This is a genomic window from Streptomyces sp. LaBMicrA B280 (assembly GCF_049222185.1).
Classification (GTDB): Bacteria; Actinomycetota; Actinomycetes; order Streptomycetales; family Streptomycetaceae; genus Streptomyces; species Streptomyces murinus.
In genome coordinates this window covers 63731-89529 of sequence record NZ_JBMJCT010000001.1, presented here as the reverse complement: position 1 = coordinate 89529, position 25799 = coordinate 63731, and the positions used below count along the sequence as shown (strand labels likewise).

At 69.8% G+C, this 25799-nt stretch carries 18 protein-coding genes; 7 read left to right on the top strand and 11 right to left on the bottom strand.

What is annotated here, in order from left to right; all coding sequences use genetic code 11:
- Positions 1-2 precede the first annotated feature (2 nt).
- Positions 3-1070, bottom strand: coding sequence for a uroporphyrinogen decarboxylase (gene hemE, locus ACLF5H_RS00390; protein ID WP_421674046.1), 1068 nt, complete (start codon positions 1068-1070; stop codon positions 3-5).
- 110 nt (positions 1071-1180) lie between these two features.
- Between hemE and ACLF5H_RS00385 the strand changes: the two genes are divergently transcribed.
- From ACLF5H_RS00385 to ACLF5H_RS00365, 5 genes are all read left to right on the top strand, one after another.
- The gene (locus ACLF5H_RS00385; protein WP_421674045.1) at positions 1181-1858 is read left to right on the top strand and encodes a DUF3000 domain-containing protein; all 678 of its coding nucleotides are present in this window, start codon (positions 1181-1183) and stop codon (positions 1856-1858) included.
- Positions 1859-2140: 282 nt separating this feature from the next.
- Positions 2141-2800, top strand: coding sequence for a response regulator transcription factor (locus tag ACLF5H_RS00380; protein ID WP_046419368.1), 660 nt, complete (start codon positions 2141-2143; stop codon positions 2798-2800).
- A gap of 189 nt (positions 2801-2989) precedes the next feature.
- Positions 2990-4279, top strand: coding sequence for a ribonuclease D (locus tag ACLF5H_RS00375; protein ID WP_421674044.1), 1290 nt, complete (start codon positions 2990-2992; stop codon positions 4277-4279).
- A 227-nt stretch (positions 4280-4506) separates the two neighbouring features.
- Positions 4507-5724, top strand: coding sequence for a thiolase family protein (locus ACLF5H_RS00370; protein WP_421674043.1), 1218 nt, complete (start codon positions 4507-4509; stop codon positions 5722-5724).
- Positions 5721-7847, top strand: a complete 2127-nt coding sequence (locus tag ACLF5H_RS00365; RefSeq protein WP_421674042.1) for a 3-hydroxyacyl-CoA dehydrogenase NAD-binding domain-containing protein — start codon at positions 5721-5723, stop codon at positions 7845-7847. The genes ACLF5H_RS00370 and ACLF5H_RS00365 overlap by 4 nt, the downstream gene beginning before the upstream one ends.
- Before the next feature lie 146 nt (positions 7848-7993).
- On the opposite strand, the gene ACLF5H_RS00360 is transcribed toward ACLF5H_RS00365, so the two are convergent.
- The gene (locus tag ACLF5H_RS00360) at positions 7994-9010 is read right to left on the bottom strand and encodes a hypothetical protein (protein ID WP_421674041.1); all 1017 of its coding nucleotides are present in this window, start codon (positions 9008-9010) and stop codon (positions 7994-7996) included.
- A gap of 55 nt (positions 9011-9065) precedes the next feature.
- On the opposite strand from ACLF5H_RS00360, the gene ACLF5H_RS00355 reads away from it, so the two are divergent.
- Complete coding sequence (locus ACLF5H_RS00355) at positions 9066-9443, top strand: NTP pyrophosphohydrolase (RefSeq protein ID WP_421674040.1); 378 nt, start codon at positions 9066-9068, stop codon at positions 9441-9443.
- 84 nt (positions 9444-9527) lie between these two features.
- On the opposite strand, the gene ACLF5H_RS00350 is transcribed toward ACLF5H_RS00355, so the two are convergent.
- The 9 genes from ACLF5H_RS00350 to ngcE all read right to left on the bottom strand — a co-directional run bounded on the left by ACLF5H_RS00350 (position 9528) and on the right by ngcE (position 21509).
- Entirely contained in the window at positions 9528-11039 is a 1512-nt protein-coding gene (locus ACLF5H_RS00350) for an amino acid permease (protein ID WP_421674215.1), read from the bottom strand.
- Between the two features lie 151 nt (positions 11040-11190).
- Complete coding sequence (dxs, locus tag ACLF5H_RS00345; RefSeq protein WP_421674039.1) at positions 11191-13119, bottom strand: 1-deoxy-D-xylulose-5-phosphate synthase; 1929 nt, start codon at positions 13117-13119, stop codon at positions 11191-11193.
- Positions 13120-13240: 121 nt separating this feature from the next.
- Entirely contained in the window at positions 13241-14548 is a 1308-nt protein-coding gene (locus ACLF5H_RS00340; RefSeq protein WP_421674038.1) for a sugar ABC transporter permease, read from the bottom strand.
- The gene (locus ACLF5H_RS00335) at positions 14545-15336 is read right to left on the bottom strand and encodes an ATP-binding cassette domain-containing protein (protein ID WP_421674037.1); all 792 of its coding nucleotides are present in this window, start codon (positions 15334-15336) and stop codon (positions 14545-14547) included. Before ACLF5H_RS00335 ends, ACLF5H_RS00340 begins: the two co-directional genes overlap by 4 nt.
- Before the next feature lie 194 nt (positions 15337-15530).
- Positions 15531-16634 carry a sugar ABC transporter substrate-binding protein gene (locus tag ACLF5H_RS00330; RefSeq protein ID WP_421674214.1) on the bottom strand — a complete coding sequence of 368 codons (1104 nt, stop codon included), beginning with the start codon at positions 16632-16634 and terminating at the stop codon, positions 15531-15533.
- Between the two features lie 133 nt (positions 16635-16767).
- On the bottom strand, positions 16768-17979 hold the full coding sequence (locus tag ACLF5H_RS00325) for an ROK family transcriptional regulator (RefSeq protein ID WP_421674036.1): 1212 nt from the start codon (positions 17977-17979) through the stop codon (positions 16768-16770).
- A 203-nt stretch (positions 17980-18182) separates the two neighbouring features.
- Entirely contained in the window at positions 18183-19106 is a 924-nt protein-coding gene (locus ACLF5H_RS00320; RefSeq protein WP_421674035.1) for a carbohydrate ABC transporter permease, read from the bottom strand.
- 4 nt (positions 19107-19110) lie between these two features.
- A complete protein-coding gene (locus ACLF5H_RS00315; protein ID WP_421674034.1) occupies positions 19111-20037 on the bottom strand; it encodes a carbohydrate ABC transporter permease in 927 nt (308 codons plus the stop codon).
- Positions 20038-20066: 29 nt separating this feature from the next.
- On the bottom strand, positions 20067-21509 hold the full coding sequence (gene ngcE, locus ACLF5H_RS00310; RefSeq protein ID WP_421674033.1) for an N-acetylglucosamine/diacetylchitobiose ABC transporter substrate-binding protein: 1443 nt from the start codon (positions 21507-21509) through the stop codon (positions 20067-20069).
- A gap of 381 nt (positions 21510-21890) precedes the next feature.
- Here ngcE and ACLF5H_RS00305 point away from each other — a divergent pair, with 381 nt between their 5' ends.
- Positions 21891-25706 carry a GH92 family glycosyl hydrolase gene (locus ACLF5H_RS00305; RefSeq protein ID WP_421674032.1) on the top strand — a complete coding sequence of 1272 codons (3816 nt, stop codon included), beginning with the start codon at positions 21891-21893 and terminating at the stop codon, positions 25704-25706.
- The last annotated feature ends 93 nt before the right edge of the window (positions 25707-25799 follow it).

The window sequence follows — 25799 nt, the reverse complement described above, 5'->3', positions numbered from 1 at the left end:
CGTCAGCGGGCGCTCGCGCCGTGCACGTACTCCACGAGGCGGGTCAGCGCGTCCGGGTCGGTCTTGGGCATCACGCCGTGGCCGAGGTTGAAGACATGGCCCTCCAGACCCGCGGCGGCGTCCAGCACCTCCTGGGCCTTGGCCTCGACGACGTCCTTGCCCGCGAACAGCACGGTCGGGTCCAGGTTGCCCTGGAGCGCCTTGCCGGGGCCGACGCGGCGGACGGCCTCGTCCAGCGGGACGCGCCAGTCGACGCCGACGACGTCCGCGCCGGCCTCGCCCACCAGGCCGAGCAGCTCGCCGGTGCCGACGCCGAAGTGGATGCGCGGCACGCCGTAGCCCGCGACCGCGTCGAAGACCTTGGCCGAGGCGGGCATCACCGAGCGCCGGTAGTCGGCGGGGGCGAGGGCACCGGCCCAGGAGTCGAAGAGCTGCACCGCGGAGACACCGGCGTCGAGCTGCACCTTGAGGAAGGTGGCGGTGATGTCGGCGAGGCGGTCCAGCAGGTCGGCCCACAGCTCGGGGTCGCCGTACATCATCGCCTTGGCGTTCTCGTACGTGCGCGAGGGGCCGCCCTCGACCAGGTAGCTGGCGAGGGTGAAGGGGGCGCCCGCGAAGCCGATCAGCGGGGTGGCGCCCAGCTCGCGGGTGAGCATCCCGATGGCCTCGGTGACGTACGGGATGTCCTCGGGGGTCAGGTCGCGCAGCCGGGCCAGGTCGGCGCGGGTGCGGATGGGCCGCTCCACGACCGGGCCGACGCCGGGCTTGATGTCGAGGTCGAGGCCGATGGCCTTGAGCGGGACGACGATGTCGCTGTAGTAGATCGCCGCGTCCACGTGGTGGCGCCGCACCGGCTGGAGGGTGATCTCGGTGACCAGCTCGGGCCGGGTGCAGGACTCCAGCATGGAGATGCCCTCGCGGACCTTGTGGTACTCGGGCAGCGAGCGGCCGGCCTGGCGCATGAACCACACGGGGGTGTGCGGCACGGGTTCGCGCCTGCACGCCTTGAGGAAGGCGCTGTCGTACGTCGCGGTCGGCTGCTTGCCCGCAGGGGCGTCGTTGGCGGTCACGGGAAAAGTCTCGCATGCGGTGTGGACGGGCCGTGCACAGGCGGCGAGCAAGCGCACGTCGCGGGGTGTCTTGCCTGCGCAGAGGCCCGATTCCCCTTACTCTTCCCCGCATGGCTGCGGCTCACGGACACAGGTCGGAAGGCGCTGACGGATTGGGCGACGTGAAGGACACCGAGGAGGCGGACCGGCACCCGGGTGCCGCGGGTCCGCCGGCGTTCCGGGCCGCGGTCGAAGCCCTGCGCGGCTGCCGGCTGCGCCCGCAGGTCGAGGTGGAGCCGACCCCCGCGCCGCAGCGGCTCGCGCCGTACGCGTACGCGCTGGAGGCGGTGGTGGTCGACGGCGAGCAGGAGCTGGCCGACGGGCGCCTGGTGCTGCTGCACGACCCGGCCGGGCACGACGCCTGGCGGGGCACGTTCCGGCTGGTGACGCTGGTGCGGGCGGAGCTGGAGCCGGAGATGGCGGCCGATCCGCTGCTGCCGGAGGTGTGCTGGTCCTGGCTGACCGGGGCGCTGGGTGCGCGCGGCCTCGGCTACGGCGAGCCGAGCGGCACCGTCACGCGCGCGAGTTCGCACTACTTCGGCGGTCTCGCCGACCGGCCGGCCGCCTCGCAGATCGAGATCCGGGCCTCCTGGACGCCGCGCGAGGGCCGCGGCGGGGTGCCGGACGCGGCGGCCCACCTGATCTCCTGGTGCGATCTGCTGGCCCAGGTCGGGGGGCTGCCGCCGGCCGGTCCCGGTGACACCTCGGTGGTGACGCTGCCGCAGCGCAGGGGTCCGCAGTCCCGGTGAAGTGACGGCGGGTGACGGCCGCCGTCATCCTCCGGGGCGCCTTATTGACCATCTCTTTGTCGATACGGCCACATTGTGAACTCGAATCGCATCCGCTCGGACCGATTCGATCTTCGGGTGATCGAGCGTGTGTCCGAATTGCACGGATTGTTACTCACTAGATCGTGATCACTCTCTAAAGGCGGACACGTTTGCTGCCGAAGACGACTGTGACCTTGAAAGCACGGTTCGTCCCGGCTTCTTCCCCACAAGCCGGCCCCGTCCCCCCACCCAGGAGGCCTGGTGTCCGTTCTCCTTGAGCAACCCGCAAGCCTGGTCGCCTACCGCCCGAACAAGCCGACCGCCATGGTGGTCGTGGCCGACCCGCGCGTGCGTTCCACCGTCACCCGCCATCTGTGGGCGCTCGGTGTGCGCGATGTGATCGAGGCCTCGTCCATCGCGGAGGCTCGTCCCCGCATCGGCAACCCCCGCGACATCTGCGTCGCCGACGTCCACCTGCCCGACGGCTCCGGCCTGACCCTGCTCTCCGAGACCCGCGCCGCGGGCTGGCCCAACGGGCTCGCCCTCTCCGCCGCCGACGACATCGGCGCGGTCCGCAACGCCCTGGCCGGCGGGGTCAAGGGCTACGTCGTCACCGGCACCCGCACCAACATCGGGCTCCCCACCCGGCCCGGTGCCGCCCCCCTCGGCGGCGCCGCCCGTATGCACCGCCGCCCCCCGGGTGCCCCGAGCCACCCGGGCGGCTACCGCGAACTGTCCGGACGCGAGGTCGAGGTGCTGCGCCTGGTCGCGGAGGGCCAGTCGAACAAGGCGATCGGCGTGTCCATGGGCCTGTCCGCCCTCACCGTGAAGAGCCACCTCGCCCGCATCGCCCGCAAGCTGGGCACCGGCGACCGGGCCGGCATGGTCGCCGTGGCCCTGCGCACCGGCATCATCCACTGACCCGTCCCCCACTGCCCCGTTCCCCCCACTCCCCCCACTCCCCCCTTCCCACCGACCTCTTCCGGAATACGGCCGTTTCACCCCTCTGAACCGGCGATTTCACCGGGCTGACTGGTTTACGACCCCTCGGCGCCCGTCGACGGAACGTTCCGGCGACGGGTGCTGTCCACGCATGGATACCCTTGACAGGTGACCGACGCCCAAGACACCGCAGCAGACAGCACCCGGCGCAGCAATGGAGACACGTCTCCCGACGACGCCGGATCTTCTGTGACGGAGGCGCCGACACCCCTTCTCGAACCCCGCGAGGGCATTCCGCCCGTGGTCGCCGACGAGACGGCGCTCGCCGAGGTGGTCGCCGCCTTCGCCGCCGGCTCCGGGCCGGTCGCCGTGGACGCCGAGCGCGCCTCCGGGTATCGCTACGGCCAGCGCGCGTATCTGGTGCAGCTGCGCCGCGAGGGCGCCGGCACCGCACTGATCGACCCCGTCGCCTGCCCCGACCTGTCCGCGCTCGGCGAGGCGCTGTCCGGCGTGGAGTGGGTGCTGCACGCGGCCACCCAGGACCTGCCGTGCCTGCGCGAGATAGGCATGCTCCCCACCCTGCTGTTCGACACCGAACTGGCCGGGCGGCTCGCCGGGTTCCCCCGGGTGGGCCTCGGCGCCATGGTGGAGAACGTGCTCGGCTTCGTCCTGGAGAAGGGCCACTCCGCCGTCGACTGGTCCACCCGCCCGCTGCCCGAGCCGTGGCTGCGCTATGCCGCGCTCGATGTCGAGCTCCTCGTGGACCTGCGCGACGCCCTGGAGAAGGAGCTGGACCGCCAGGGCAAGCTGGAGTGGGCCCTCCAGGAGTTCGACGCGATCGCGAGCGCCCCGCCGGCCGAGCCCCGCAAGGAGCCCTGGCGCCGTACGTCCGGGATGCACAAGGTACGGCGACGGCGGCAGCTGGCCGTCGTACGGGAGCTGTGGGAGACGCGGGACCGCATCGCGCAGCGGCGTGACGTCTCGCCCGGCAAGGTGCTGCCGGACGCGGCGATCGTGGAGGCGGCGCTGGCCGTGCCGGGCAATGTGCACGCGCTGGCCGCGCTGACCGGGTTCGGGCACCGCACCGGGCGGCGGCAGCTGGAGCAGTGGCAGGCGGCGGTGGACCGGGCGAAGGCGCTGCCGGAGTCCGAGCTGCCGCAGCCGGGACAGCCGGTGACGGGTCCGCCCCCGCCCCGGGCGTGGGCCGACAAGGACCCGTCGGCGGCGGCACGGCTCTCCGCGGCGCGGGCTGCGGTGACGGCGCTGGCCGAGCAGTTGTCCATGCCGCAGGAGAACCTGATCTCCCCGGACACGGTCCGCAGGCTCTGCTGGCAGCCGCCCGCCGCGGTCGACGCGGGATCCGTCTCGACGGCGCTCGCGGGATACGGCGCGCGTGCGTGGCAGGTGGAACTGGTGACGCCGGTCCTGGTGACCGCGCTGTCGGGAAAGGGCGCCTGAGCGCCGCGGGCGGTCGGCGAGGCACGGCGGCCACGGGTCGCCGCGGGTGGCTCACGCAGCTCCCGCGCCCCTCGGGGGCGCGTCCGGGGCGTCGTAATCGCGCCAAGATAGCGGCCGTCGGTGTGACCTTCGCCGCTCCCCAACGGTGGGCTGGGCAACTACATTACTCGCAAGTAGCATGGGCTTAAGCAAGCGCTCAGCGTCCCGCACCATGGAGGAGAGCCATCGTGCCTCGTACCGTCAGGGACGTCGTCTTCGTCGACGGCGTCCGCACCCCGTTCGGCAAAGCGGGCCCGAAGGGCATCTACCACGAGACTCGCGCCGACGACCTCGTCGTCAAGGCGATCCGGGAGCTGCTGCGCCGCAACCCCGGCCTGGACCCGAAGAAGATCGACGAGGTCGCCATCGCCGCGACCACGCAGATCGGTGACCAGGGTCTGACCCTCGGCCGCACCGCCGGCATCCTGGCCGGCCTGCCGCAGTCGGTGCCGGGTTACTCCATCGACCGGATGTGCGCCGGTGGTCTGACCGCCGTGACGTCCGTCGCCGGTTCCATCGCCTTCGGCGCCTACGACGCCGTCATCGCCGGTGGTGTCGAGCACATGGGCCGCCACCCGATGGGCGAGGCCGTCGACCCCAACCCGCGCTTCGTCAGCGAGAAGCTGGTGGACGAGTCGGCCCTGTTCATGGGCATGACCGCGGAGAACCTGCACGACCGCTACCCGAGCATCACCAAGCTGCGTGCCGACCAGTACGCGGTGCGCTCGCAGGAGAAGGCCGCCAAGGCGTACGCCGACGGCAAGATCCAGCAGGACCTGGTGCCGATCTCGGTGCGCCGCACCACCGACGTGGGCGGCGAGACCGGCTGGGGCCTGGTCACCGCCGACGAGCCGATGCGCCCGGGGACCACCCTGGAGGGCCTGGCCAACCTGAAGACGTCGTTCCGCGTCCACGGCCGCGTCACCGCCGGTAACTCGGCCGGTCTGAACGACGGTGCCACCGCGTCGATCGTCGCCAGCGAGGACTTCGCCCGCGAGCACGGCCTCCCGGTCAAGATGCGCCTGGTCTCCTACGCCTTCGCCGGGGTGGAGCCCGAGGTCATGGGCTACGGCCCGATCCCGGCCACCGAGAAGGCGCTCGCCCAGGCGGGCCTGTCCATCTCTGACATCGGCCTGTTCGAGATCAACGAGGCCTTCGCCGTCCAGGTGCTGGCCTTCCTGGAGCACTACGGCATCGCGGACGACGACGCGCGCGTCAACCAGTACGGCGGCGCCATCGCCTTCGGCCACCCGCTGGCCTCCTCCGGCATCCGTCTGATGACGCAGCTGGCCCGCCAGTTCGAGGAGCAGCCGCACGTCCGCTACGGCCTGACCACCATGTGCGTCGGCTTCGGCATGGGCGCGACGGTCATCTGGGAGAACCCGCACTTCGAGGGGGACAAGTGAGCACCACCGAGCTTCTGAAGCAGGCTTCGGGCCTGTTCCCCGACGAGGTCGTCACCAGTGCGCACGTGCGCCACTTCGACCTCCCCTTCGGCGCCGGCCGCTTCGCGCTGATCACTCTGGACAACGGCCTGGACCACACCAAGCCGACCACCTTCGGCCCGGCCTCGCTCGCCAATCTGAACGCGGCGATCGACCAGGTCGAGCAGGAGGCGGCCGAGGGCGCGATCGCCGGTATCGGCATCACCGGCAAGCCGTTCATCTTCGCCGTCGGCGCCGACCTCAAGGGCGTCGAGCTGCTGAAGGAGCACGAGCACGCGCTCGCCATCGGCAAGGGCGGCCACGAGGTCTTCAAGCGCCTCTCGGGCCTCGCCGTGCCGACCTTCGCCTACTACAACGGCGCGGCCATGGGCGGCGGTGTCGAGGTCGGTCTGCACTGCACCTACCGCACCGTCTCCCAGGCGATCCCGGCGTTCTCTCTGCCCGAGGTCTTCCTCGGTCTGGTCCCCGGCTGGGGCGGCTGCACCCTGCTGCCGAACCTGATCGGCGCCGACAAGGCCGTCTCGGTGATCATCGAGAACTCGCTGAACCAGAACAAGCAGCTCAAGGGCAAGCAGGTCTTCGAACTGGGCATCGCCGACGCCCTGTTCGAGGGTGCCGACTTCCTGGAGCAGTCGCTGCTGTGGACCGCCCAGGTCCTCAAGGGCGACGTCACCGTCGAGCGTCCGGAGATCGACCGCGGCGAGGCCTGGGACCAGGCCGTCGCCAAGGGCCGCTTCATCGCCGACTCCAAGGTGCACGGCGCGGCCCCGGCCGCCTACCGCGCCCTGGAGATCATCGAGGCCGCCAAGAACGGTGACCTCCAGCAGGGGTACGACGCCGAGGACCAGGCGCTCGCCGACCTGATCATGGGCGGCGAACTGCGCGCCGGCATCTACTCGTTCAACCTGGTGCAGAAGCGCGGCAAGCGCCCCGTCGGCGCCCCGGACAAGAGCCTGGCCCGCCCGGTCACCAAGGTCGGCGTCGTCGGCGCCGGTCTGATGGCCAGCCAGCTCGCGCTGCTCTTCCTGCGCCGCCTGGAGGTGCCGGTCGTGCTGACCGACATCGACCAGGAGCGCGTCGACAAGGGTGTGGGCTACGTCCACACCGAGATCGACAAGCTGCTCGGCAAGGGCCGTATCCACCAGGACAAGGCCAACCGCCTCAAGGCGCTGGTCACCGGTGTCCTGGACAAGGCCGAGGGCTTCGCGGACGCGGACTTCATCATCGAAGCCGTGTTCGAGGAGATGAGCGTCAAGCAGAAGGTGTTCGCGGAGGTCGAGGCGGTCGCCCCGGCGCACGCGATCCTCGCGACCAACACCTCCTCGCTGTCGGTGTCGGAGATGGCCGCCAAGCTCCAGCACCCCGAGCGGGTCGTGGGCTTCCACTTCTTCAACCCGGTCGCGATCCTGCCGCTGCTGGAGATCGTGCGCGGCGAGCAGACCGACGACGCCTCCCTGGCCACCGCGTTCGCGGTCGCCAAGAAGCTGAAGAAGACCGCGGTGCTGGTCAAGGACGCCCCGGCGTTCGTCGTGAACCGCATCCTGACCCGCTTCATGGGCGAGATCCAGAACGTCATCGACGAGGGCACCCCGGTCGAGGTCGCCGAGAAGGCGGTCGAGCCGCTGGGCCTGCCGATGTCCCCGCTGGTCCTGCTCGAACTGGTGGGCCCGGCGATCGGCCTGCATGTCTCGGAGACCCTCAACCGGGCCTTCCCGGACCGCTTCACGGTCTCCCCGAACCTGAAGGCCGTGGTCGAGGCCGGCAAGCGCGGCTTCTACGTCTACGACAGCGGCAAGCCGGAGCTGGACCCCGAGGTCGCGGCGCTCCTCAAGCAGGGCGATGTGGTCCTGACCGAGGCGCAGGTGCGCGAGCGCGTCCTGGACGCGGTGGCGCAGGAGATCGGGCTGATGCTGGACGAGGGCGTCGTCGCCGAGGCCCAGGACATCGACCTGTGCCTGATCACGGGCGCCGGCTGGCCCTTCCACCTGGGCGGCATCACGCCGTACCTGGACCGCGAGGGCGTCTCGGAGCGGGTGAACGGCAAGCCGTTCCTGGCGCCGGGCGTGGCGAGCGTTCCGGCGTAACACCGGCAGCGCCAATGTGAAGGGCCCCCGCCTCGGCGGGGGCCCTTTCGCCTGTGCCCGTCCGTGCCCGCGCGCGCCCGTCCATGCCTGTCCGTGCTCGTCCGTGCCCGTCCGCACTCGATACGGTCGTATCGCTCTCGATCCGCTCAGACCGCTCGCCATGCCTCCAGCGCGAGGCCCGGTTCGTCCTTGCGGCGGGTCAGCAGGAGTTGGCCGATCGACGGGGAGAGGGTCGCCGCGACCACCCGGCCGTCCTCGTCCGTCGTGAGGGACACCCGGGCGTCCACCGTGAGCCGGGGGCCCGATTCGGTCCACCAGGCGCCCGCGGACTCCAGTTCGGTCGGGTAGGCGGCGAAGGCGACGCGGCCGGTGGCGGAGCGCTGGGCCAGCAGGGTGCAGTCATGGCCGTCGAGGTCGCAGCGGACGGCGCTGACCGGGCCGTGGCCCGCGGCCGTCAGCAGGGTGACCGGTTTGCCGCCGGGGCGCCAGGCGCGCAGTTCGCCGTCGGTGCCGGTGAAGTAGAGCGTCGTGTTCCCGGCGGACGTGGCGAGGGCGTACAGGGTCCTTGGGCGGACCGGGGTCTTCAGGGGCTCCTGGAGTACCGGCTGGGCGCCGGGGGCCTCCTGGCGCCAGTACAGGACGCCCTCGGGGCCCGCCGCGTACAGCTCGACCCGGCCGGACTCCCCCGTCACCGCGGCGAGTCCGTCCTGGACGCCCTTGCCGCCGAGGTCCCGCCAGGGTTCCCAGCCGCCCTTCTCCTTCTGCGCGAGCATGCTGACGCCGCCGCCCTTGTTGCGCACGAAGACATGGGCGCGGCCCTGCGCGTCCACGGCGACGGCAGGCCCTCCGGTGCGGTCGCCCTTCTTGTCGGGGGGGCCGACCGGGCTCCAGTCCAGGGCGGCGAGGTGGGCGCGGAAGTGGGTGGAGTGCACGAGGCCCGACTCGCCGTTGCCGGTGGGCCGCCAGGACACCAGGTGGGTGTAGCCGTCCGCGCCCTGGCCGAGGGCCGGGACGGGATGCAGTTTCTGCTCGCCGCCGACCTTGCGCGGACCGGTCCAGGGGCCGCCGGGGGCGCTCTCCGCCCGGCACAGGACGGCGTCGCCCGACGACTGGTAGACGCTGAGCCGGCCGTCTCGGCCGCGAAGGAGCCAGTCTCCGTTCACCCGGTCACTTTAAGCCGGGAGCCTGTGCGCCCGGCGGGCGGGCACCATGGCAGGCATGAGGAACCTCCTGCCCCTGCTCATCGTCGACGGCGCCAATGTGGTCGGCTCGGTGCCCGACGGCTGGTGGCGCGACCGGCGCGGGGCCGCCGAACGGCTGCGCGACCGCCTGGTGGCGTACGCCGCCTCGGGTACGGCGGAGCTGCCCGGGCCGCTCGAACTGGTGCTGGTGGTCGAGGGCGCCGCGCGCGGGGTGGCGTCCGTGCCGGGGGTGCGGGTGGCGGAGGCGCCCGGCAGCGGGGACGACCGGATCGTGGAGCTGGCCGGGGAGGCGGCGGGCCGTACCTGTCTGGTCGTCACCGCGGACCGTGAGCTGCGGGGCCGGGTGACGGCGCTGGGGGCGCGGGTGACCGGGCCGCGCGCGGTGCTCGGCTGAGCCGCCCGCCGACGTGTGCTCTTCCGATCTGGCTGAGCCGCCCGCCGGTCCGCCCCGCGCCGCCGGGCCGCGCCGCCGGGCCGGTCACGAGATCGGCGGTGCGGGTTCCGGTTTCGTGGGCTGCTCGGGGTGGGCGAGACGGCTGTGCGAGCGGCCGTAGAGGAAGTAGACGGCGAAGCCGATCACCATCCAGATGGCGAAGCGCAGCCAGGTCTCGGCGGGCAGATTGAGCATCAGCCAGAGCGTGGCGCACACGGAGACGATCGGAACGACCGGAACCCAGGGGGTGCGGAAGGCGCGGGGCAGGTCGGGGCGCGTCTTGCGCAGAATGATCACGCTGATCGCCACGACCACGAACGCGAACAATGTGCCGATATTGACCAGTTCGGCAAGCTCGCTGAGGCTGGTGAAACCGGCGACGATCGCGATGATCACACCGAGCAGGATGGTCGGCCGGTGCGGGGTCCGGAACCGGGGGTGCACCCGGGAGAAGAAGCGCGGCAGCAGCCCGTCGCGGCTCATCGCGAAGAACACCCGGGTCTGGCCGAGCAGCAGGATCAGGCACACGGTGGTCAGTCCGATGGCGGCGCCGAAGCTGATCACGCCCGCGTACCAGGGGTGTCCGATGGATTTGAAGGCGTCGGCGAGCGGGGCGTCCACGGACAGCTGGGTGTAGTTCTGCATGCCGGTGACGACGATGGAGACGGCCACGTAGAGCACGGTGCAGATGATCAGCGAGCCGAGGATGCCGCGCGGCACGTCCCGCTGCGGGTTGCGGGTCTCCTCGGCGGCGGTGGCCACGATGTCGAAGCCGATGAAGGCGAAGAACACCACCGAGGCGGCGGTGAAGATGCCCATCACGCCGAAGTTGGCGGGCGCCCAGCCGAACATCAGCTGCACCAGCGGCGCCTTGAGGCTGGCACCGGCGGGCACGGGCTGGGCCGGCGGGATGAAGGGGTGGTAGTTGTGGGCGCGCACGAAGAAGGCGCCGGCGATGATCACGATGAGCACGACGGCCACTTTGATCGCGACGACCAGCGAGGTGATCCGAGCCGAGAGTTTCATGCCGAGGACGAGGATCGCGGTCAGGACGAGCACCAGGAGCGCGGCGAGGATGTCGAAGCCGAAGCCGTGGGCGCCGTCCCGTCCGGAGAGGTATTCCGGCAGGTGCCAGCCCGCGTTGTCCAGCAGTGAGCGGATGTAGCCGGACCAGCCGACCGCGACCACCGCGGTGCCGAGCGCGAATTCGAGGACCAGGTCCCAGCCGATGATCCAGGCGGGCAGCTCGCCCAGGGAGGCGTAGCTGAAGGTGTACGCCGAGCCCGCCACCGGGACCGTGGACGCGAATTCGGCGTAGCACAGGGCGGCGAGGGCGCAGACCACACCGGCGGCGACGAAGGCCAGGGCGACCGCGGGGCCGGCGTTGTTCTTCGCGACCTGTCCGGTCAGCACGAAGATTCCGGTACCGATGATCACGCCGACGCCGAAAACGGTCAGGTCGAGCGCGGAGAGCGACTTCTTGAGCGCGTGTTCCGGTTCCTCGGTGTCCCGGATCGATTGCTCCACGTTCTTCGTCCGGAAGAGCGAGCTGCTCACGTTGCTGCCTCCCACGCTTGTCGTCCTCGACCTGGTCGACTTGATCGAGAGGACCGGGACGCGAGTGTCCCGTGACAGGCAGGCTGACGCAGACGGGCCGGTTCCGCCACCGCAAGGAGGGGCGGAACCGGCCCGGTTGAGAGCGCCGGTCCTAGTCGCGCGCGTTTTCCACGGAGTCCACCGAGTCCGCCGTACGGTCGAACCGGCCGTCCAGCTTGGCGACCAGTCCGGTCACCTGGCGGGCGATGTCGGGCGCGGTGAGCCCGATCTCGGTGAGCACCTCGGCGCGCGAGGCGTGGTCAAGGAAGCGCGGCGGGATGCCGAAGTCGCGCAGCGGCACGTCGACGTCCGCGTCGCGCAGCGCCTGCGCGATGGTGGAGCCGACGCCGCCGACCCGGCTGTTGTCCTCGACGGTGACGACGACCCGGTGCCGCTCGGCCAGCGGGGGCAGCACCTCGTCCACGGGCTTGACCCAGCGCGGGTCGACCACGGTGGTGGAGATGCCCTGCCGGTCGAGCAGGGCGGCGATCTCCAGGCACATCGGGGCGAGGGCGCCGACGGAGACCAGGAGGACGTCGGGCCGTTCGGTGCCCGCCTCGCGCAGCACGTCCATGCCGCCGACCCGGCCGACGGCGGGGACGGCGGGGCCGACCGCGCCCTTGGAGAAGCGCACCACGGTCGGCGCGTCCTCGACGGCGACGGCCTCGCGCAGCTGGGCCCGCACCTGGTCGGCGTCGCGCGGCGCGGCCATCCGCAGGCCCGGGACGACCTGGAGGATCGACATGTCCCACATGCCGTTGTGGGAGGCGCCGTCGGTGCCGGTGACGCCGGCCCGGTCGAGCACGAAGGTGACGCCGCACCGGTGCAGCGCCACGTCCATCAGGACCTGGTCGAAGGCGCGGTTGAGGAAGGTGGCGTAGACGGCGAAGACGGGGTGGGCGCCCGCGTGGGCGAGGCCCGCGGCGGAGACGGCGGCGTGCTGCTCCGCGATCCCGACGTCGTACACCCGTTCGGGGAAGCGCTTGGCGAACTTGTCGAGGCCCACCGGCTGGAGCATGGCCGCGGTGATGGCGACGAGGTCCTCGCGCTCCTCGCCGAGCCTGACCATCTCCTCGCCGAACACGGAGGTCCAGTCGGCGCCGGACGCGGCGATCGGCAGGCCGGTGTCGGGGTGGATCTTGCCGACGGCGTGGAAGCGGTCGGCCTCGTCCTGGAGGGCGGGCTGGTAGCCGCGGCCCTTCTCGGTGAGGCAGTGCACGATGACCGGGCCGCCGAACCGCTTGGCGCGGGCCAGCGCCGACTCCAGCGCCTCGATGTCATGGCCGTCGATCGGGCCGACGTACTTCAGGCCGAGGTCCTCGAACATGCCCTGCGGGGCGATGAAGTCCTTCAGGCCCTTCTTGGCGCCGTGCAGGGTCTCGTAGAGCTGGCGGCCGACGACGGGGGTCTTCTCCAGCACCTCGCGGGTGCGGGCGAGGAAGCGCTCGTAGCCGTCGGTGGTGCGCAGGGTGGCCAGGTGGTTGGCGAGGCCGCCGATGGTGGGGGCGTACGACCGCTCGTTGTCGTTGACGACGATGACGAGGGGGCGGTCCTTGGCGGCGGCGATGTTGTTGAGCGCCTCCCAGGCCATGCCGCCGGTCAGCGCGCCGTCACCGATGACGGCGGCGACATGGCTGTCGCGCTTCATCAGCTGGTTGGCCTTGGCTATGCCGTCGGCCCAGCCGAGCACCGTGGAGGCGTGGCTGTTCTCGATGACGTCGTGCGCGGACTCGGCCTGTGCAGGGTAGCCGGAGAGGCCGCCCTTCATCTTCAGCCGGGAGAAGTCCTGCCGTCCGGTGAGGAGCTTGTGCACATAGGACTGGTGGCCGGTGTCGAAGAGCACCTTGTCCCTGGGGGACTCGAACACCCGGTGCAGGGCGATGGTGAGCTCGACCACGCCGAGGTTCGGGCCGAGGTGTCCGCCGGTCTTGGAGACCTCCTCCACCAGGAAGGTCCTGATCTCCCCTGCCAGCTGGTCCAGCTCCTCCAGGCTGAGCCGGTCCAGATCGCGCGGTCCCGTGATACGGGTCAGCAGCGGCACCCGTGCCTCCTTGCAATAGAGCTGATCGAGCTTGCCGGGCTCGCCAGAGTCTAACTTTCCGGTACGGCGACAAACGGGCAGCCCCCGCGCCGCACGGCACGGGGGCTGCTCGTCGTCCGCGTCAGGCGCGGCCTGCCGTCTTCTGCGTCTTGCGGGTGATCGAGTCGATCACGACGGTCGTGAGCAGAACGGCGGCGGTGATCATGTACTTCACCGGCTCCGCGATGGACTCCAGCTGGAGCCCGTACTGGATGGAGACGATCACCAGGACGCCCAGCAGGGCGTTCCAGGTGCGGCCCCGGCCGCCGAACAGCGAGGTGCCACCGATGACGGCGGCCGCGATCGCGTTCATGAGCAGGTCGCCGGTACCGGCGCTCTGGTTCGCCGAGGCGATCTTCGAGGCCAGGAACAGGCCGCCGATCGCCGCGAAGCCACCGGAGATCGCGAAGACGGAGATGCGCACCGCCGTCACGTTGATGCCCGCGCGCCGGGACGCCTCGACGCTGCCGCCGAGCGCGAAGATCTTGCGGCCGTACGCGGTGCGCCGCAGCACGAAGTCCGAGCCGATCAGGAACACCAGGAAGATCACGGTGGCCAGCGGCAGGCCCTTGTACTGGTTGTACATGTACGCGGCGGCGAACGAGATCACGGCCAGCAGTACGGTCCGCAGGACCGTGTCGCTGAGCGGCCGGGCGGGGACACCCGCGGCCTCCCGGCGCCGGTTGGCGAGGAACGAGGTGAGGAAGAACACGGCGACCACGACCACGGCGAGCCCGTAGGCGGCGGCCACGTCCGAGAAGTAGTACGTGGTGAGCTTGCCGACCAGGCCGTCCGAGTCGAGGTTGATCGTGCCGTCCGCGCCCAGCACCTTCAGCATGAAGCCGAGCCAGAACAGCAGGCCGGCCAGGGTGACGGCGAAGGCGGGCGCGCCGAGCACCGCGAAGAAGAAGCCGTGCAGCGCGCCGATGGCGGCGCCGGAGGCGATGGCGAGCAGCACGGCCGCCCACTCCGGCCAGCCCTGGTTGACCGCGAGGACGGCCGCGAGGGCGCTGGCCGCGCCGCTGACCGAGCCGACGGACAGGTCGATCTCGCCGAGCAGCAGCACGAAGACGATGCCGACCGAGATCATGCCGGTGCCGACCATCGTGATCGTGATGTCGTTGATGTTCTGCGCGGACAGGAAGTTGGAGTTCAGGACCTGGAAGATCACGCAGATGATCGCGAGGCCCACGATGACGGGCATGGAGCCCAGCTCGCCGGCCTTCATCTTGCGCTTGAACTCGCTCCAGTAGCCCATCAGGCCCTGTTCGCGGACGAGGAGGCGGGGGTCGACCGCGGTGACCGCTGCGGTCGCCGCCTCGGGGTTCTCCACTACGGCGTCCTGGGGAGCGGGGTCCTCGGGAGGCGTGGAGGTCTTGTCCAGGCTCACTTCTGGACCTCCTTGGTGCTACGCGCCGCACGGCGGGTCACAGCGTTGTCGGTGGCGCCGGTGATGGCGGAGATGATCTCCTCCTGCGAGGTCGTGCCGACCTCGAAGACGCCGTTGTTGCGGCCGAGGCGCAGTACGGCGACCTTGTCGGCCACCGCCTTCACGTCCGCCATGTTGTGGCTGATGAGGACGACGGCGTGGCCGCGCTCGCGCAGCCGCTCCACCAGGTCGAGGACCTGGGCGGTCTGCTCGACGCCGAGGGCCGCGGTGGGTTCGTCCAGGATGACCAGCTTGGGCTCGCCGAGCATGGAGCGGGCGATGGCCACCACCTGGCGCTGACCGCCGGAGAGGGAGGCGATCGGGATGCGGACGCTCGGGATGCGGATCGACAGCGTGGTGAGCAGCTCGTGGGAGCGGCGCTCCATCTCGACCTCGTCCAGCACGCCCCACTTGCTCAGCTCGCGGCCGAGGAAGAGGTTGCCGACGACGTCGATGTTGTCGCACAGCGCGAGGTCCTGGTAGACCGTCGCGATGCCCAGTGCCTGGGCGTCTTGGGGCCGGCCGATGGAGACGGGCTTGCCGTCCCACTCGATGACACCCTCGTCGATCGGGTGCACACCGGCGATCGTCTTGACCAGTGTGGATTTTCCGGCACCGTTGTCGCCCACCAGGGCGACCACCTCACCGGCGTGGACCTCAAGCTCTACGTCGGTGAGCGCCTGGACGGCACCGAACCGCTTGGAGACCCCGCGCAACGCCAGCACGGGCGTAGCGGACACGTGAACCATCTCCTTCGCCGCCTGACCCGGCGGGAGGTTGTGCAGAGAGTTTGGGGGGTTCCGTCCGGCGCCCCGCGCCGAGCTTGCGGGGCTGTATGTGTCGCGGAGCGCCGGAGGGCAGTGGGACGCCCTCTCCCCTCACGGGGGGTCTCCGGGGAGTTACGGGGGTGAACTCTCCGGAGACGAGGGCGTGTTGCCGTGGCTCAGCTCAGGCCGAGCTTGGCGCAGGCGGACTTGTACTGCGCGGTGCAGATGTCGGCGACCGTGTAGACGCCGTCCTTGATGACGGTGTCCTTGACGTTGTCCTTGGTCAGCGCGGTGACCGGGACGAGGACCGACGGGACGTCCTTCTGGGAGGTGCTGGAGACCTTGTCCTTGGCGACGGAGTCCAGCGACTTGCCCTGGGCGAGGGCGACGGCCATCTCGGCGGCGGCGTCGGCCTCGGGGGCGTACGGCTTGTAGACGCTCATGTACTGCGTCCCGGCGACGATGCGCTGCACACCGGCCAGCTCGGCGTCCTGGCCCGTGACCGGGACCTTGAGGCCGGCCGCGCTGAGGGCGGTGATGATACCGCCGGCCATGCCGTCGTTGGCGGAGTAGACGCCCGCGATCTTGTCCTTGCCGACCGCGGAGATCGCCGCCTCCATCTCGGAGTTGGCGTTGTCCGGCGACCACTCCTTGGTGTCGTACTCCTTGGCGATCGTCACCTTGCCGTTGAGGACCTTGTGGGCGCCCGCCTTGAACTGGGCGGCGTTCGGGTCGGTGACCGAGCCGTTGATCATGACGATCTTGGAGGACTTGGTGGCCTTGCCGCCCAGCGCCGTCAGCAGGGCCTGGCCCTGGGTCTCGCCGACCTTCTCGTTGTCGAAGGAGGTGTAGGCGCTGATCGGGCCCTCGGCGAGGCGGTCGTAGGCGACGACCTTGATGCCGGCGTCCACGGCCTTCTGCACGGAGTTCTGGATGGCCTTGGCGTCGACCGCGTCCACGATCAGGACGTCCACCTTGTTGGTGATCATGGTGTCGACCTGCTGGGCCTGCAGGTTCGCGTCCTGGCGGGCGTTGTTGTAGTCGATCGTCGCCTTGCCGTTCGTCAGCTCCTTGATCTTCTTCTCGATCAGCGGGCGGTCGAACTTCTCGTACCGGGCGGTCTTGTTCTCCGGGAGCAGGAGGCCGACCTTGATGTTGTCGCCCTTCTTCGCGGAGGACGCGGAGGAAGAGCTGTCGCCCTTCGACTCCTTGGCGCTGCCGCAGGCGGCGAGCGAGACGGCCATGGCACCAGCGGCAACGGCGAAGGCCGCACGACGCATACGCGTGTTCACTTCTCAAACCTCCCTGACGAGGCCGCGTCGTTGCGGCCGAGGTGGCTGGAAGTCAACTCGGCCACACGTGCGACGTCAAGAAGTAAATCCTTAACGAGATGGCAACGGTGCCATTCCTTCTCTAAGTGAAGGCAGGGGCGGACACGGCCGGGGCGCCGGTGGCGGATCCGTCCAGAAGGGCCGAATCGCCCATCTCGCTCAGGGCGAGGGCGAGGGCGCCCAGCACCTCGGCGCGGCCCCCAAGTGCCCCGGGGAGCACGGTGAGTTGGCGGGCGGCGCTCGGGATCGCGTAGCGGCTGACGGACTCCCGGATGGGCCCGAGGACCAGCTCGCCGGCCTCCGCGAGATCGCCGCCGAGGACCACCCGGCTGGGGTTGAGAAGATTGCAGAGGTTGGCCACGCCGCTGCCGATGTGGCGGCCGACGTCGGCGACCACCCGGCGGCAGCCCGGGTCACCCTCCCTGGCGAGCCGTACGACGCCCTCCATGGTCAGATCGGTGCCGTGGCTCGGCTGGAGCAGCGGGAGGACGTAGCGGGCTGCCGCGAAGGTCTCCAGGCAGCCGCGGTTGCCGCAGCGGCAGACCGGGCCGGACTCGTCCAGGGTGATGTGGCCGATCTCGCCCGCGGTGCCGCCCGGCCCGCGGTAGATCGTGCCGTCGATGACCAGGCCCGCGCCGACGCCGCTGGCGACCTTGATGTAGGCGAGGTCGCGCACGCCCTTGCCGCTGCCCCAGACCAGCTCGCCGAGGGCGCCGAGGTTCGCGTCGTTGTCCACGTGGACGGGCACGCCGAGGCGTTGTTCCAGTTCCTCGGCGGGCTTGGTGCCGCCCCAGCCGGGCAGGATGGCGCTGTGTCCGAGGGTGCCGGACTCCAGGTCGATGGGGCCCGGCACGCCGAGGCCCACGCCCGCGATCTTGGCGCGGTCCACGCCGGTGGCCACGATCAGCCTGCTGACCAGTTCCTCGGCCCGGTCGAAGCCCTGGGCGGCGGAGGCGTCCACGTCCAGCGGCTCGGCCTCCTCGGCCAGCACCTGGTGGGCGAGGTTGCCGACCGCGACCCGCAGGTGCTGGTGCCCGAAGTCGACGCCGATCACGATGCCCGCGTCGCCGCTGAGGCTGACACTGCGGGCCCGGCGCCCGCCCGCCGAGGTGGGCGTGACCTCGACCGTCCCGCCGTCCTTCAGCTCCCGCACGATGTTGGAGACCGTGGCGGCGGACAGGCCGGTCGTCCGCGCGATCTCCGCCTGCGTGAGCGAACCGGCAAGCCGGACGGCCCGTACCACCCGCTCCAGGTTGGCTCGGTGCAGTGACGACTGCGACCCTGGAGTCTCCACGACGACCTCCTGAGCGCGGGGCCGCTTCGGCGAGGCCCCGTGTATGTCCAACTAGTGAACTCTAAGCTGAGCCGTTCGGGGCGACTCACGTCAAGAGGTTGAGCCAGATCCGGGGTACACCACAGCGGCGCACGCCGCCCGGGGATCCGGTACGGCGTGCGCGTGTACGACCACGGGGCGTCACCCCGGCGTGCCGGGGCGGCCTACTTCAGCGCCCCCGCGGTGAGCCCCTGCACCACCTGCCGCTGGAAGACGATGTACGCCCCGAGCACCGGCAGCATGGCCATCACCAGGCCCGCGAAGAGGCCCGACCAGTCGCCCTTGTAGCCCTGGCTGACGGCGAGCTGGACCAGGCCCTGGGTGAGGACCTTCTTGTCGGGGTCGGTGTTGAGGACCGTGGGCAGCATGTACTGGTTCCACTGGCCCAGGAAGTTGAAGATGCCCACGCTGATCAGACCGGGCTTGGCCATGGGCAGCATGATCTGGAAGAACGTACGCGTGTGCGAAGCCCCGTCCACGAACGCCGCTTCCGCCACCGAGGTCGGCAGGGTGCGGAAGAACGCCGTGAGGAAGAAGACGGTGAAGGGCAGCGAGTAGGCGATGTAGACCAGGATCAGCCCGTGGATGGTGTTCAGCAGGCCCATGTTGTTCACGACGTAGAACAGCGGGACCAGCGCCAGCATGATCGGGAAGCTCATGCCGCCGATGAACAGGTAGTAGATGAAGCGGTTGCCCGGGAAGTCGAACCGGGCGAGCACATAGGCGGCCATCGAGCCGAGCACCAGGGTGCCGATGAGCGAACCGCCCACCACCAGGACGGTGTTGAGGAAGTAGCCGCTCATGTTGGCCTCGGTCCAGGCCCGCGCCCAGTTCCCGAAGTGCAGCCGGTCCGGCAGCGCCCAGGGCGAGCCGAAGATGGAGCTGTCGTCCTTGAAGGACGTCATCACCGCCCACAGCAGCGGCGTGACCACCATGATCGCCCAGATGACCAGCACGCCGTGGGAGAAGACGTTGAGGACGGCGCCCTCCTTTTTGCGGCGGCCCGGCTTCAAAACCGGCGCGTCCACCTTGGAGACGCTCGCACCGGGCTCGGCCGGCGGCGGGGCGGGGGTCTCGGTCGTCTTCATCGCTTCAGAACTCCAGCCGCTCGCGACGGCCCAGCCGCATCACGATCGCCGCGAAGGCGAGCGTGACGACCAGCAGGGCGACGCCGATGGTGGTGGCGTAGGCGGCCTGACCGTCCCGGAACGCCTTCTGGTACACGTACAGGACCAGCACGGTGGTCGAGTAGTCGGGCCCGCCCGGACCGGTCGTCATGATCTGTACGACCGCGAACGACTCGGCGCCGAGCGCGAGGATGCCCATGTAGACCCAGCCGGACTGCACGGTGTCCCACAGCAGGGGCAGGGTGATGCGGAAGAAGGTGGTGGCGCGGCTCGCGCCGTCGATCAGCGCGGCCTCGTACAGCTCGGCCGGGATCGAGGCCATGCCCGCGGAGAAGAGGACCACGAAGAAGCCGGTGGTGGACCAGACGAGCACCGCCATCACACACCACAGGGCGAGGCTCGGATCACCCAGCCACAACGGCTGCACATGATCGAGTCCGATCCCGCGCAGGAGCGAATTGATCGCTCCGCTGTCCGGGTTGTAGGCGAACTGGAAGAGGAGCGCGACGATCGCGATGGACAAGACCTGCGGAAAGAAATAAACGATCTTGTAGAAGGAGGAGCCCCGCACACCTGTGATCGCGGGGCCGCCCCTTCTGCGTCGTCCGCCCACATTGATCATGAAGGCGAAGAAAAGCGCCAGACTGATCGTCACGATCGGCAGCACCAGAGCGAAGAGCAGGCTGTGCTGCAACGACTTCCAGAAGATGTCGTCGTGCAGCATCCTCTTGTAATTGTCGAAGCCGACCATCTTGAATTCGGGGCTCAGCCCTGTCCAGTCCGTGAACGAGTAGTAGATGGACTGGATGAAGGGCCACACCACGAACAGCGCGTACAGTCCCAGGGGTACGACCAGGAACCCCACGATGAACCGGTACTTGCCGTGCTGCATCGTTACTCCGGTGCGCTCGGGGGTGCTGGTTACTGGTGCTTGTAGTGCTTGATGGTGGTGTCCTTGGCCGCCTCGTCGGCGAAGCCCTGGATCTTCTTTATGGTCTCCGCCGGGGTGAGCCGGCCCGCCATCATCTCGCCGAGGGCGCCCACGCCGATCTTCTCCTTCTGCAACTGGACGTACCAGTCCTGCAGGCGCGGGTTCACCACGTTGGTGCCGGCGAGCTTGAGCGCCGCCACGCCGGACTTCAGGCCCGGGGTCAGCTCGATGCCGTCGGTGCCGCCGTTGTAGGCGGACAGCGACTTCACCTTGGAGGTGAAGTTCTTCGAGGACGCCTCGGAGAGCATGATGCGCAGCTGCTCCATGCCGCCCTCGGGGTTGGCCGCCTTGGAGGGCACGATGAACGGCTCGCCGCCGGACGCCCAGATGGTGCCGAAGGGCATCTTGTCGCCGCCGTCGATGCCGGAGGGCGCCGAGACCGCGAGGTCGAAGTCCTTGGGGATGACGTTCGCCGACTCGTTCTCCACCCAGGAGCCGTTCGGGATGAACAGGGCCTCGCCCTTGGCCCACGCCGTCTGCGACTGGATGTGGTCGAGACCCGGGGTGCCCTTGAGGATGTAGCCCTTCTTGAACAGCTCGTAGTACGCCTCGAAACACGCCTTGACGGCCGGGTGCTTCCAGGCGTTCGGCTCCAGGTTGTCGATGGCGTTCAGGACCTCGACGCCGCCGACCTTGCCGATCATCGGGTAGAGCGAGAAGGGGATGTAGTACGGGTACTTGCCCGCGTACGTCCAGCCCGCCATGCCCTTCTTCTTGGCCTTCGCACAGACCTGGAGCATCTCGTCCCAGGTCTTCGGGTACTCGGCGTCCAGCGAGTCGAGCGCCTTCTGCGAGTACCAGACGCCGTAGACCGTGTACGCGTAGTACATGATCCACACCGGGTTGCCGTCGAACTGGCCCATCTCCACGATGCCGGGGCGCAGCGTGTCGCGGACCTTCTTGCTCGGGTCGTCGTACGACGGCGCGTCGAGCAGCGGGGTGAGGTCGGACAGCTGGTTCTTGCCGACCAGGACGCCCATGTCCATCTGCTCGGCGCCGGAGTTGTCGATGAGGTCCGGCGGGTTGCCCTGGTTGAAGCGGGGCTGGAGCGTGGACTGGATCTTCTGGGTGGCGGCGAACTTCACCTGGGCCTTGGGGAAGTCCTTCTGGTAGATCTTGACCGCGTCCTGCGCGTACTCCTTGCCGAAGCCGCCGTCGAAGAGGACGAACTCCATCTTGGCGGTGTCGTTCACGCCGAGCGGGTTCTTGGCGGTCTTCTTTCCGGCTTTCGCCTTGGCCTGGCCGTCGCCGCCGCTGCTCGCGCAGGCGGACAGCAGGCTCATCCCCGGAACGGCGACCAGGCCGAGTGCGGCGGACCGCCTGATCAGTTCTCGGCGGCCGACACCCTCACGGTCGTGCGCAGTGGATCCCATGCTCAAGTCCTCGCCTTCTCCAGGACTCAGGCGGTGAACCGGATCCTGCCCGGCACCGCGGTCGGGTCAAGCTGGGTGGTGCAGGAAGTGCTTCGTGCATGAACTGCCGGGATTGCTCTTGTACCGGGCGCCGACAGGTATAGTCCACTTCCCGCCAGCGGAGCAAGATCGAATGCAGGGTTGGCTCTGGGTCTTTTCCGAGTTGAGACCTCGCCGACATGGGAACGGGCCGCGCGCGGCCCCCGGGAAATCCGCGCGACATCAACCCCTGAATGACACGCCCAACACCCTTGACATCACCCCTCACTTGACCACCTACTTGGTTCCTGTGTACCGCCTATGACAACGTTGTCGGTAACGGCGCGGGGAGGAATTCCGTCCATGCAGCGGAGAACTCGGCACAGATCTCGGCCCACATGGGGCCCGGCGGCCGTGCTCACGGCCGCCTTCGTGATGGCCGTGAGCGGGCAGGGCGCCGCGGTGGCGCTGCCCGCCAAGGCCCCGGTGACCGACCGGAAGTTCGCCTCCTCGTTCGAGGCGGGTGATCCCGCCCCGGACTGGCTGAACACGGTCGACACCGGCGCGGACGGCACCCCGCGTGCCTCGGGCGTGGACGGCGGCTACAGCACCGGCATACCGGGCAATGTGAACGACCATGTCACCGAGGTCCGGGCGAGCGGCGAGAACGCGGGCGCGGGCGAGGTGAAGGAGAACCTGGCCGACGGCGAGTCCGGCACCAAGTGGCTGACCTTCCAGCCCACCGGCTGGGCGGAGTTCGATCTGGACAAGCCCATCGACGTGCGGACGTACGCGCTGACCTCGGCGAACGACGCCGCCGAACGCGACCCGCGGGACTGGACGCTGCTCGGCTCCACCGACGGCAAGGACTGGAAGACCCTCGACACGCGGGCGGGCGAGACCTTCGGGGAGCGGTTCCAGACCACGTCGTACGACCTTCAGCAGGCGGCGGAGTACCAGCACTTCCGGCTTGAGGTGACGAAGAACAACGGCGCCCCGGACATCCTCCAGCTCGCCGATGTGCAGTTCTCCACGGGCGGGAGCGGCGGCCCGGTGCCGCAGGACATGCTGACGCTGGTCGACAAGGGCCCGACCGCCTCGCCGACGGCCAAGGCGCGGGCCGGGTTCACCGGGACGCGGGCGCTGCGGTACGCGGGGCGGCACACGGCGGGCGGGCGCGCGTACTCGTACAACAAGGTGTTCGACGTGAACGTGAGGGTCGGTGGCGACACGCAGTTGTCGTACCGGATCTTCCCGTCGATGGCCGACGGCGACCGGGACTACGACGCGACGAACGTCTCCCTGGACCTCGCCTTCACCGACGGCACCTACCTCAGCGACCTCGGCGCGCTGGACCAGCACGGGTTCGGGCTGTCGCCGCGCGGGCAGGGCGACTCCAAGTCGCTGTACGTCAATCAGTGGAACGACGTGGTCGCGCGGATCGGCTCGGTCGCGGCGGGCAAGACGGTCGACCGGATTCTCGTCGGGTACGACTCGCCCACCGGACCGGCGAAGTTCCGCGGCTGGATCGACGACGTGTCGCTGAAGCCGGTCGCGCCGGAGAAGCCGAAGGCGCATCTGTCCGACTACGCGCTGACCACGCGCGGCACGAACTCCAGCGGCAGTTTCTCGCGCGGCAACAACTTCCCCCCGACCGCGCTGCCGCACGGTTTCAACTTCTGGACGCCGGTGACCAACGCGTCGTCGCTGAGCTGGCTCTACGAGTACGCGCATGCGAACGATGACGCCAATCTGCCGACGATCCAGGCGTTCAGCGCGAGCCATGAGCCGAGCCCGTGGATGGGTGACCGGCAGACCTTCCAGGTGATGCCGTCGGCCGCGGCCGGCACCCCGGACACCGGGCGGCAGGCGCGGGCGCTGGCGTTCCGGCACGAGAACGAGACGGCGCGGCCGTATTACTACGGCGTACGGTTCGAGAACGGGCTCAAGGCGGAGATGGCGCCGACCGATCACGCGGCGGTGATGCGCTTCACCTACCCCGGCTCCGACGCGAGCGTGCTCTTCGACAATGTCACCGAGCAGGCGGGTCTGACGCTGGACAAGGAGCACGGGATCGTCACCGGCTACTCGGACGTCAAGTCGGGCCTGTCGACGGGCGCGACCCGGCTGTTCGTGTACGGCGTGTTCGACAAGCCGGTCACGGACGGGACGGCGAGCGGGGTGAAGGGCTATCTGCGGTTCGCGGCCGGTGCCGACCACCGGGTCACGCTGCGGCTGGCGACCTCGCTGATCAGCGTCGACCAGGCGAAGGACAATCTGCGCCAGGAGATCCCCGACGGCACCTCCTTCGACACCGTCAAGGCACGGGCCCAGCGCACCTGGGACCAGCTCCTCGGCAAGGTCGAGGTGCAGGGCGCGACACCGGACCAGCTGACCACGCTGTACTCCAGCATGTACCGGCTGTACCTGTACCCCAACTCGGGCTACGAGAAGGTGGGCGGGAAGAACCGGTACGCGTCGCCGTTCTCGCCGATGCAGAGCCAGGACACCCCGACGCACACCGGCGCGAAGATCGTGGACGGCACGGTGTACGTCAACAACGGCTTCTGGGACACCTATCGGACGACCTGGCCCGCGTACTCGTTCCTGACGCCCTCTCAGGCGAGCGCGATGGTCGACGGGTTCGTGCAGCAGTACAAGGACGGCGGCTGGACCTCGCGCTGGTCCTCCCCCGGTTACGCGGACCTGATGACCGGCACCTCCTCGGACGTGGCGTTCGCCGACGCCTACGTCAAGGGCGTGACGTTCGACGCGAAGGCGGCGTACGAGGCGGCGCTGAAGAACGCGACTGTGGTGCCGCCGAGTTCGGGGGTGGGCCGCAAGGGCATGAGCACCTCGCCGTTCCTCGGCTACACCGGCACCGACACCGCCGAGGGGCTGTCCTGGGCGATGGAGGGGTACGTCAACGACTACGGCATCGCGAAGATGGGCGCGGCGCTGTACGAGAAGACGGGCGAGAAGCACTACAAGGAGGAGTCGGACTACTTCCTCAACCGCGCCCGCGACTACGTGAACCTCTTCGACCCGAAGGCCGGCTTCTTCCAGGGCAAGGACGCCCAGGGGAACTGGCGGGTGGATTCGTCGCGTTACGACCCCCGGGTGTGGGGTTACGACTACACGGAGACCAACGGATGGGGCTACGCCTTCTCCGTGCCGCAGGACACCCGGGGCCTCGCCGATCTGTACGGCGGCAGGAAGCAACTCGCCGACAAGCTCGACCAGTTCTTCGCCACGCCGGAGACCGCGTCGCCCGAGTTCGTGGGCTCCTACGGCGGGGTCATCCATGAGATGACCGAGGCGCGGGACGTGCGGATGGGCATGCTCGGGCAGTCCAACCAGGTCGCGCACCATGTCTCGTACATGTACGACGCGGCGGGGCAGCCGTGGAAGACGCAGGCGGCGGTGCGGCAGATCCTGTCCCGGCTCTACCTGGGCAGCGAGATCGGGCAGGGCTACCACGGTGACGAGGACAACGGCGAGCAGTCGGGCTGGTTCCTCTTCTCCGCGCTCGGCTTCTACCCCCTGGTCATGGGCAGCGGCGACTACTCCATCGGCTCCCCGCTGTTCAAGAAGGTCACCGTGCACCTGGAGAACGGCCACGACCTGGTGGTCAGGGCGCCGGGCAACAGCGCGAAGAACGTGTACGTGCAGAGCGTGACCTTCAACGGCCGCCCCTGGACGTCCACTTCGCTGCCGCAGTCGCTGCTCGCCAAGGGCGGGGAGCTGACGTTCGCCATGGGGCCGCGGCCCTCGGCGTGGGGCTCGGGGAAGAACGCGGGGCCGGTGTCGATCACCCAGGACGACCAGGTGCCCGTGCCCCGGACGGACCTGCTGCGCGGTGCGGGCGCCCTGTTCGACAACACGTCGGCGACGGAGGAGACGTTCACCTCCGTCGAGCTGCCGGTGAGCGGGGCCGGGAAGCCGGTGCAGTACACGCTGACGTCGGCTGCGGACCACACCACGGCGCCGACCGGCTGGACCCTCCAGGGCTCGGCCGACGGCACGAACTGGCGGACGCTGGACCACCGTTCCGGGGAGACCTTCCCGTGGAACCGGCAGACCCGGGCGTTCACCATCGCGGCGCCGGGGGCGTATGCCAGGTACCGGCTGGTGCTGGACGGTTCGGCGACGCTGGCGGAGGTGGAACTGCTCGGATGAGGTGACCGGGGGGTGGGAGCCCAAGAGTTGGTAAACCGGGTCCTTTATGATTCTGTTTGCCGACTTCGTTCCCACCTCCCCGCAGGAAGCTCC

Coding starts and splice junctions, on each gene's coding strand:
- ACLF5H_RS00355 (WP_421674040.1), top strand. CDS start 9,066: ATGAGGAACCTCCTGCCCCTGCTCATCGTCGACGGCGCCAATGTGGTC.
- ACLF5H_RS00305 (WP_421674032.1), top strand. CDS start 21,891: ATGCAGCGGAGAACTCGGCACAGATCTCGGCCCACATGGGGCCCGGCG.
- ACLF5H_RS00315 (WP_421674034.1), bottom strand. CDS start 20,037: ATGCAGCACGGCAAGTACCGGTTCATCGTGGGGTTCCTGGTCGTACCC.
- ACLF5H_RS00330 (WP_421674214.1), bottom strand. CDS start 16,634: ATGCGTCGTGCGGCCTTCGCCGTTGCCGCTGGTGCCATGGCCGTCTCG.
- ACLF5H_RS00335 (WP_421674037.1), bottom strand. CDS start 15,336: ATGGTTCACGTGTCCGCTACGCCCGTGCTGGCGTTGCGCGGGGTCTCC.
- ACLF5H_RS00320 (WP_421674035.1), bottom strand. CDS start 19,106: ATGAAGACGACCGAGACCCCCGCCCCGCCGCCGGCCGAGCCCGGTGCG.
- ACLF5H_RS00385 (WP_421674045.1), top strand. CDS start 1,181: ATGGCTGCGGCTCACGGACACAGGTCGGAAGGCGCTGACGGATTGGGC.
- ngcE (WP_421674033.1), bottom strand. CDS start 21,509: ATGGGATCCACTGCGCACGACCGTGAGGGTGTCGGCCGCCGAGAACTG.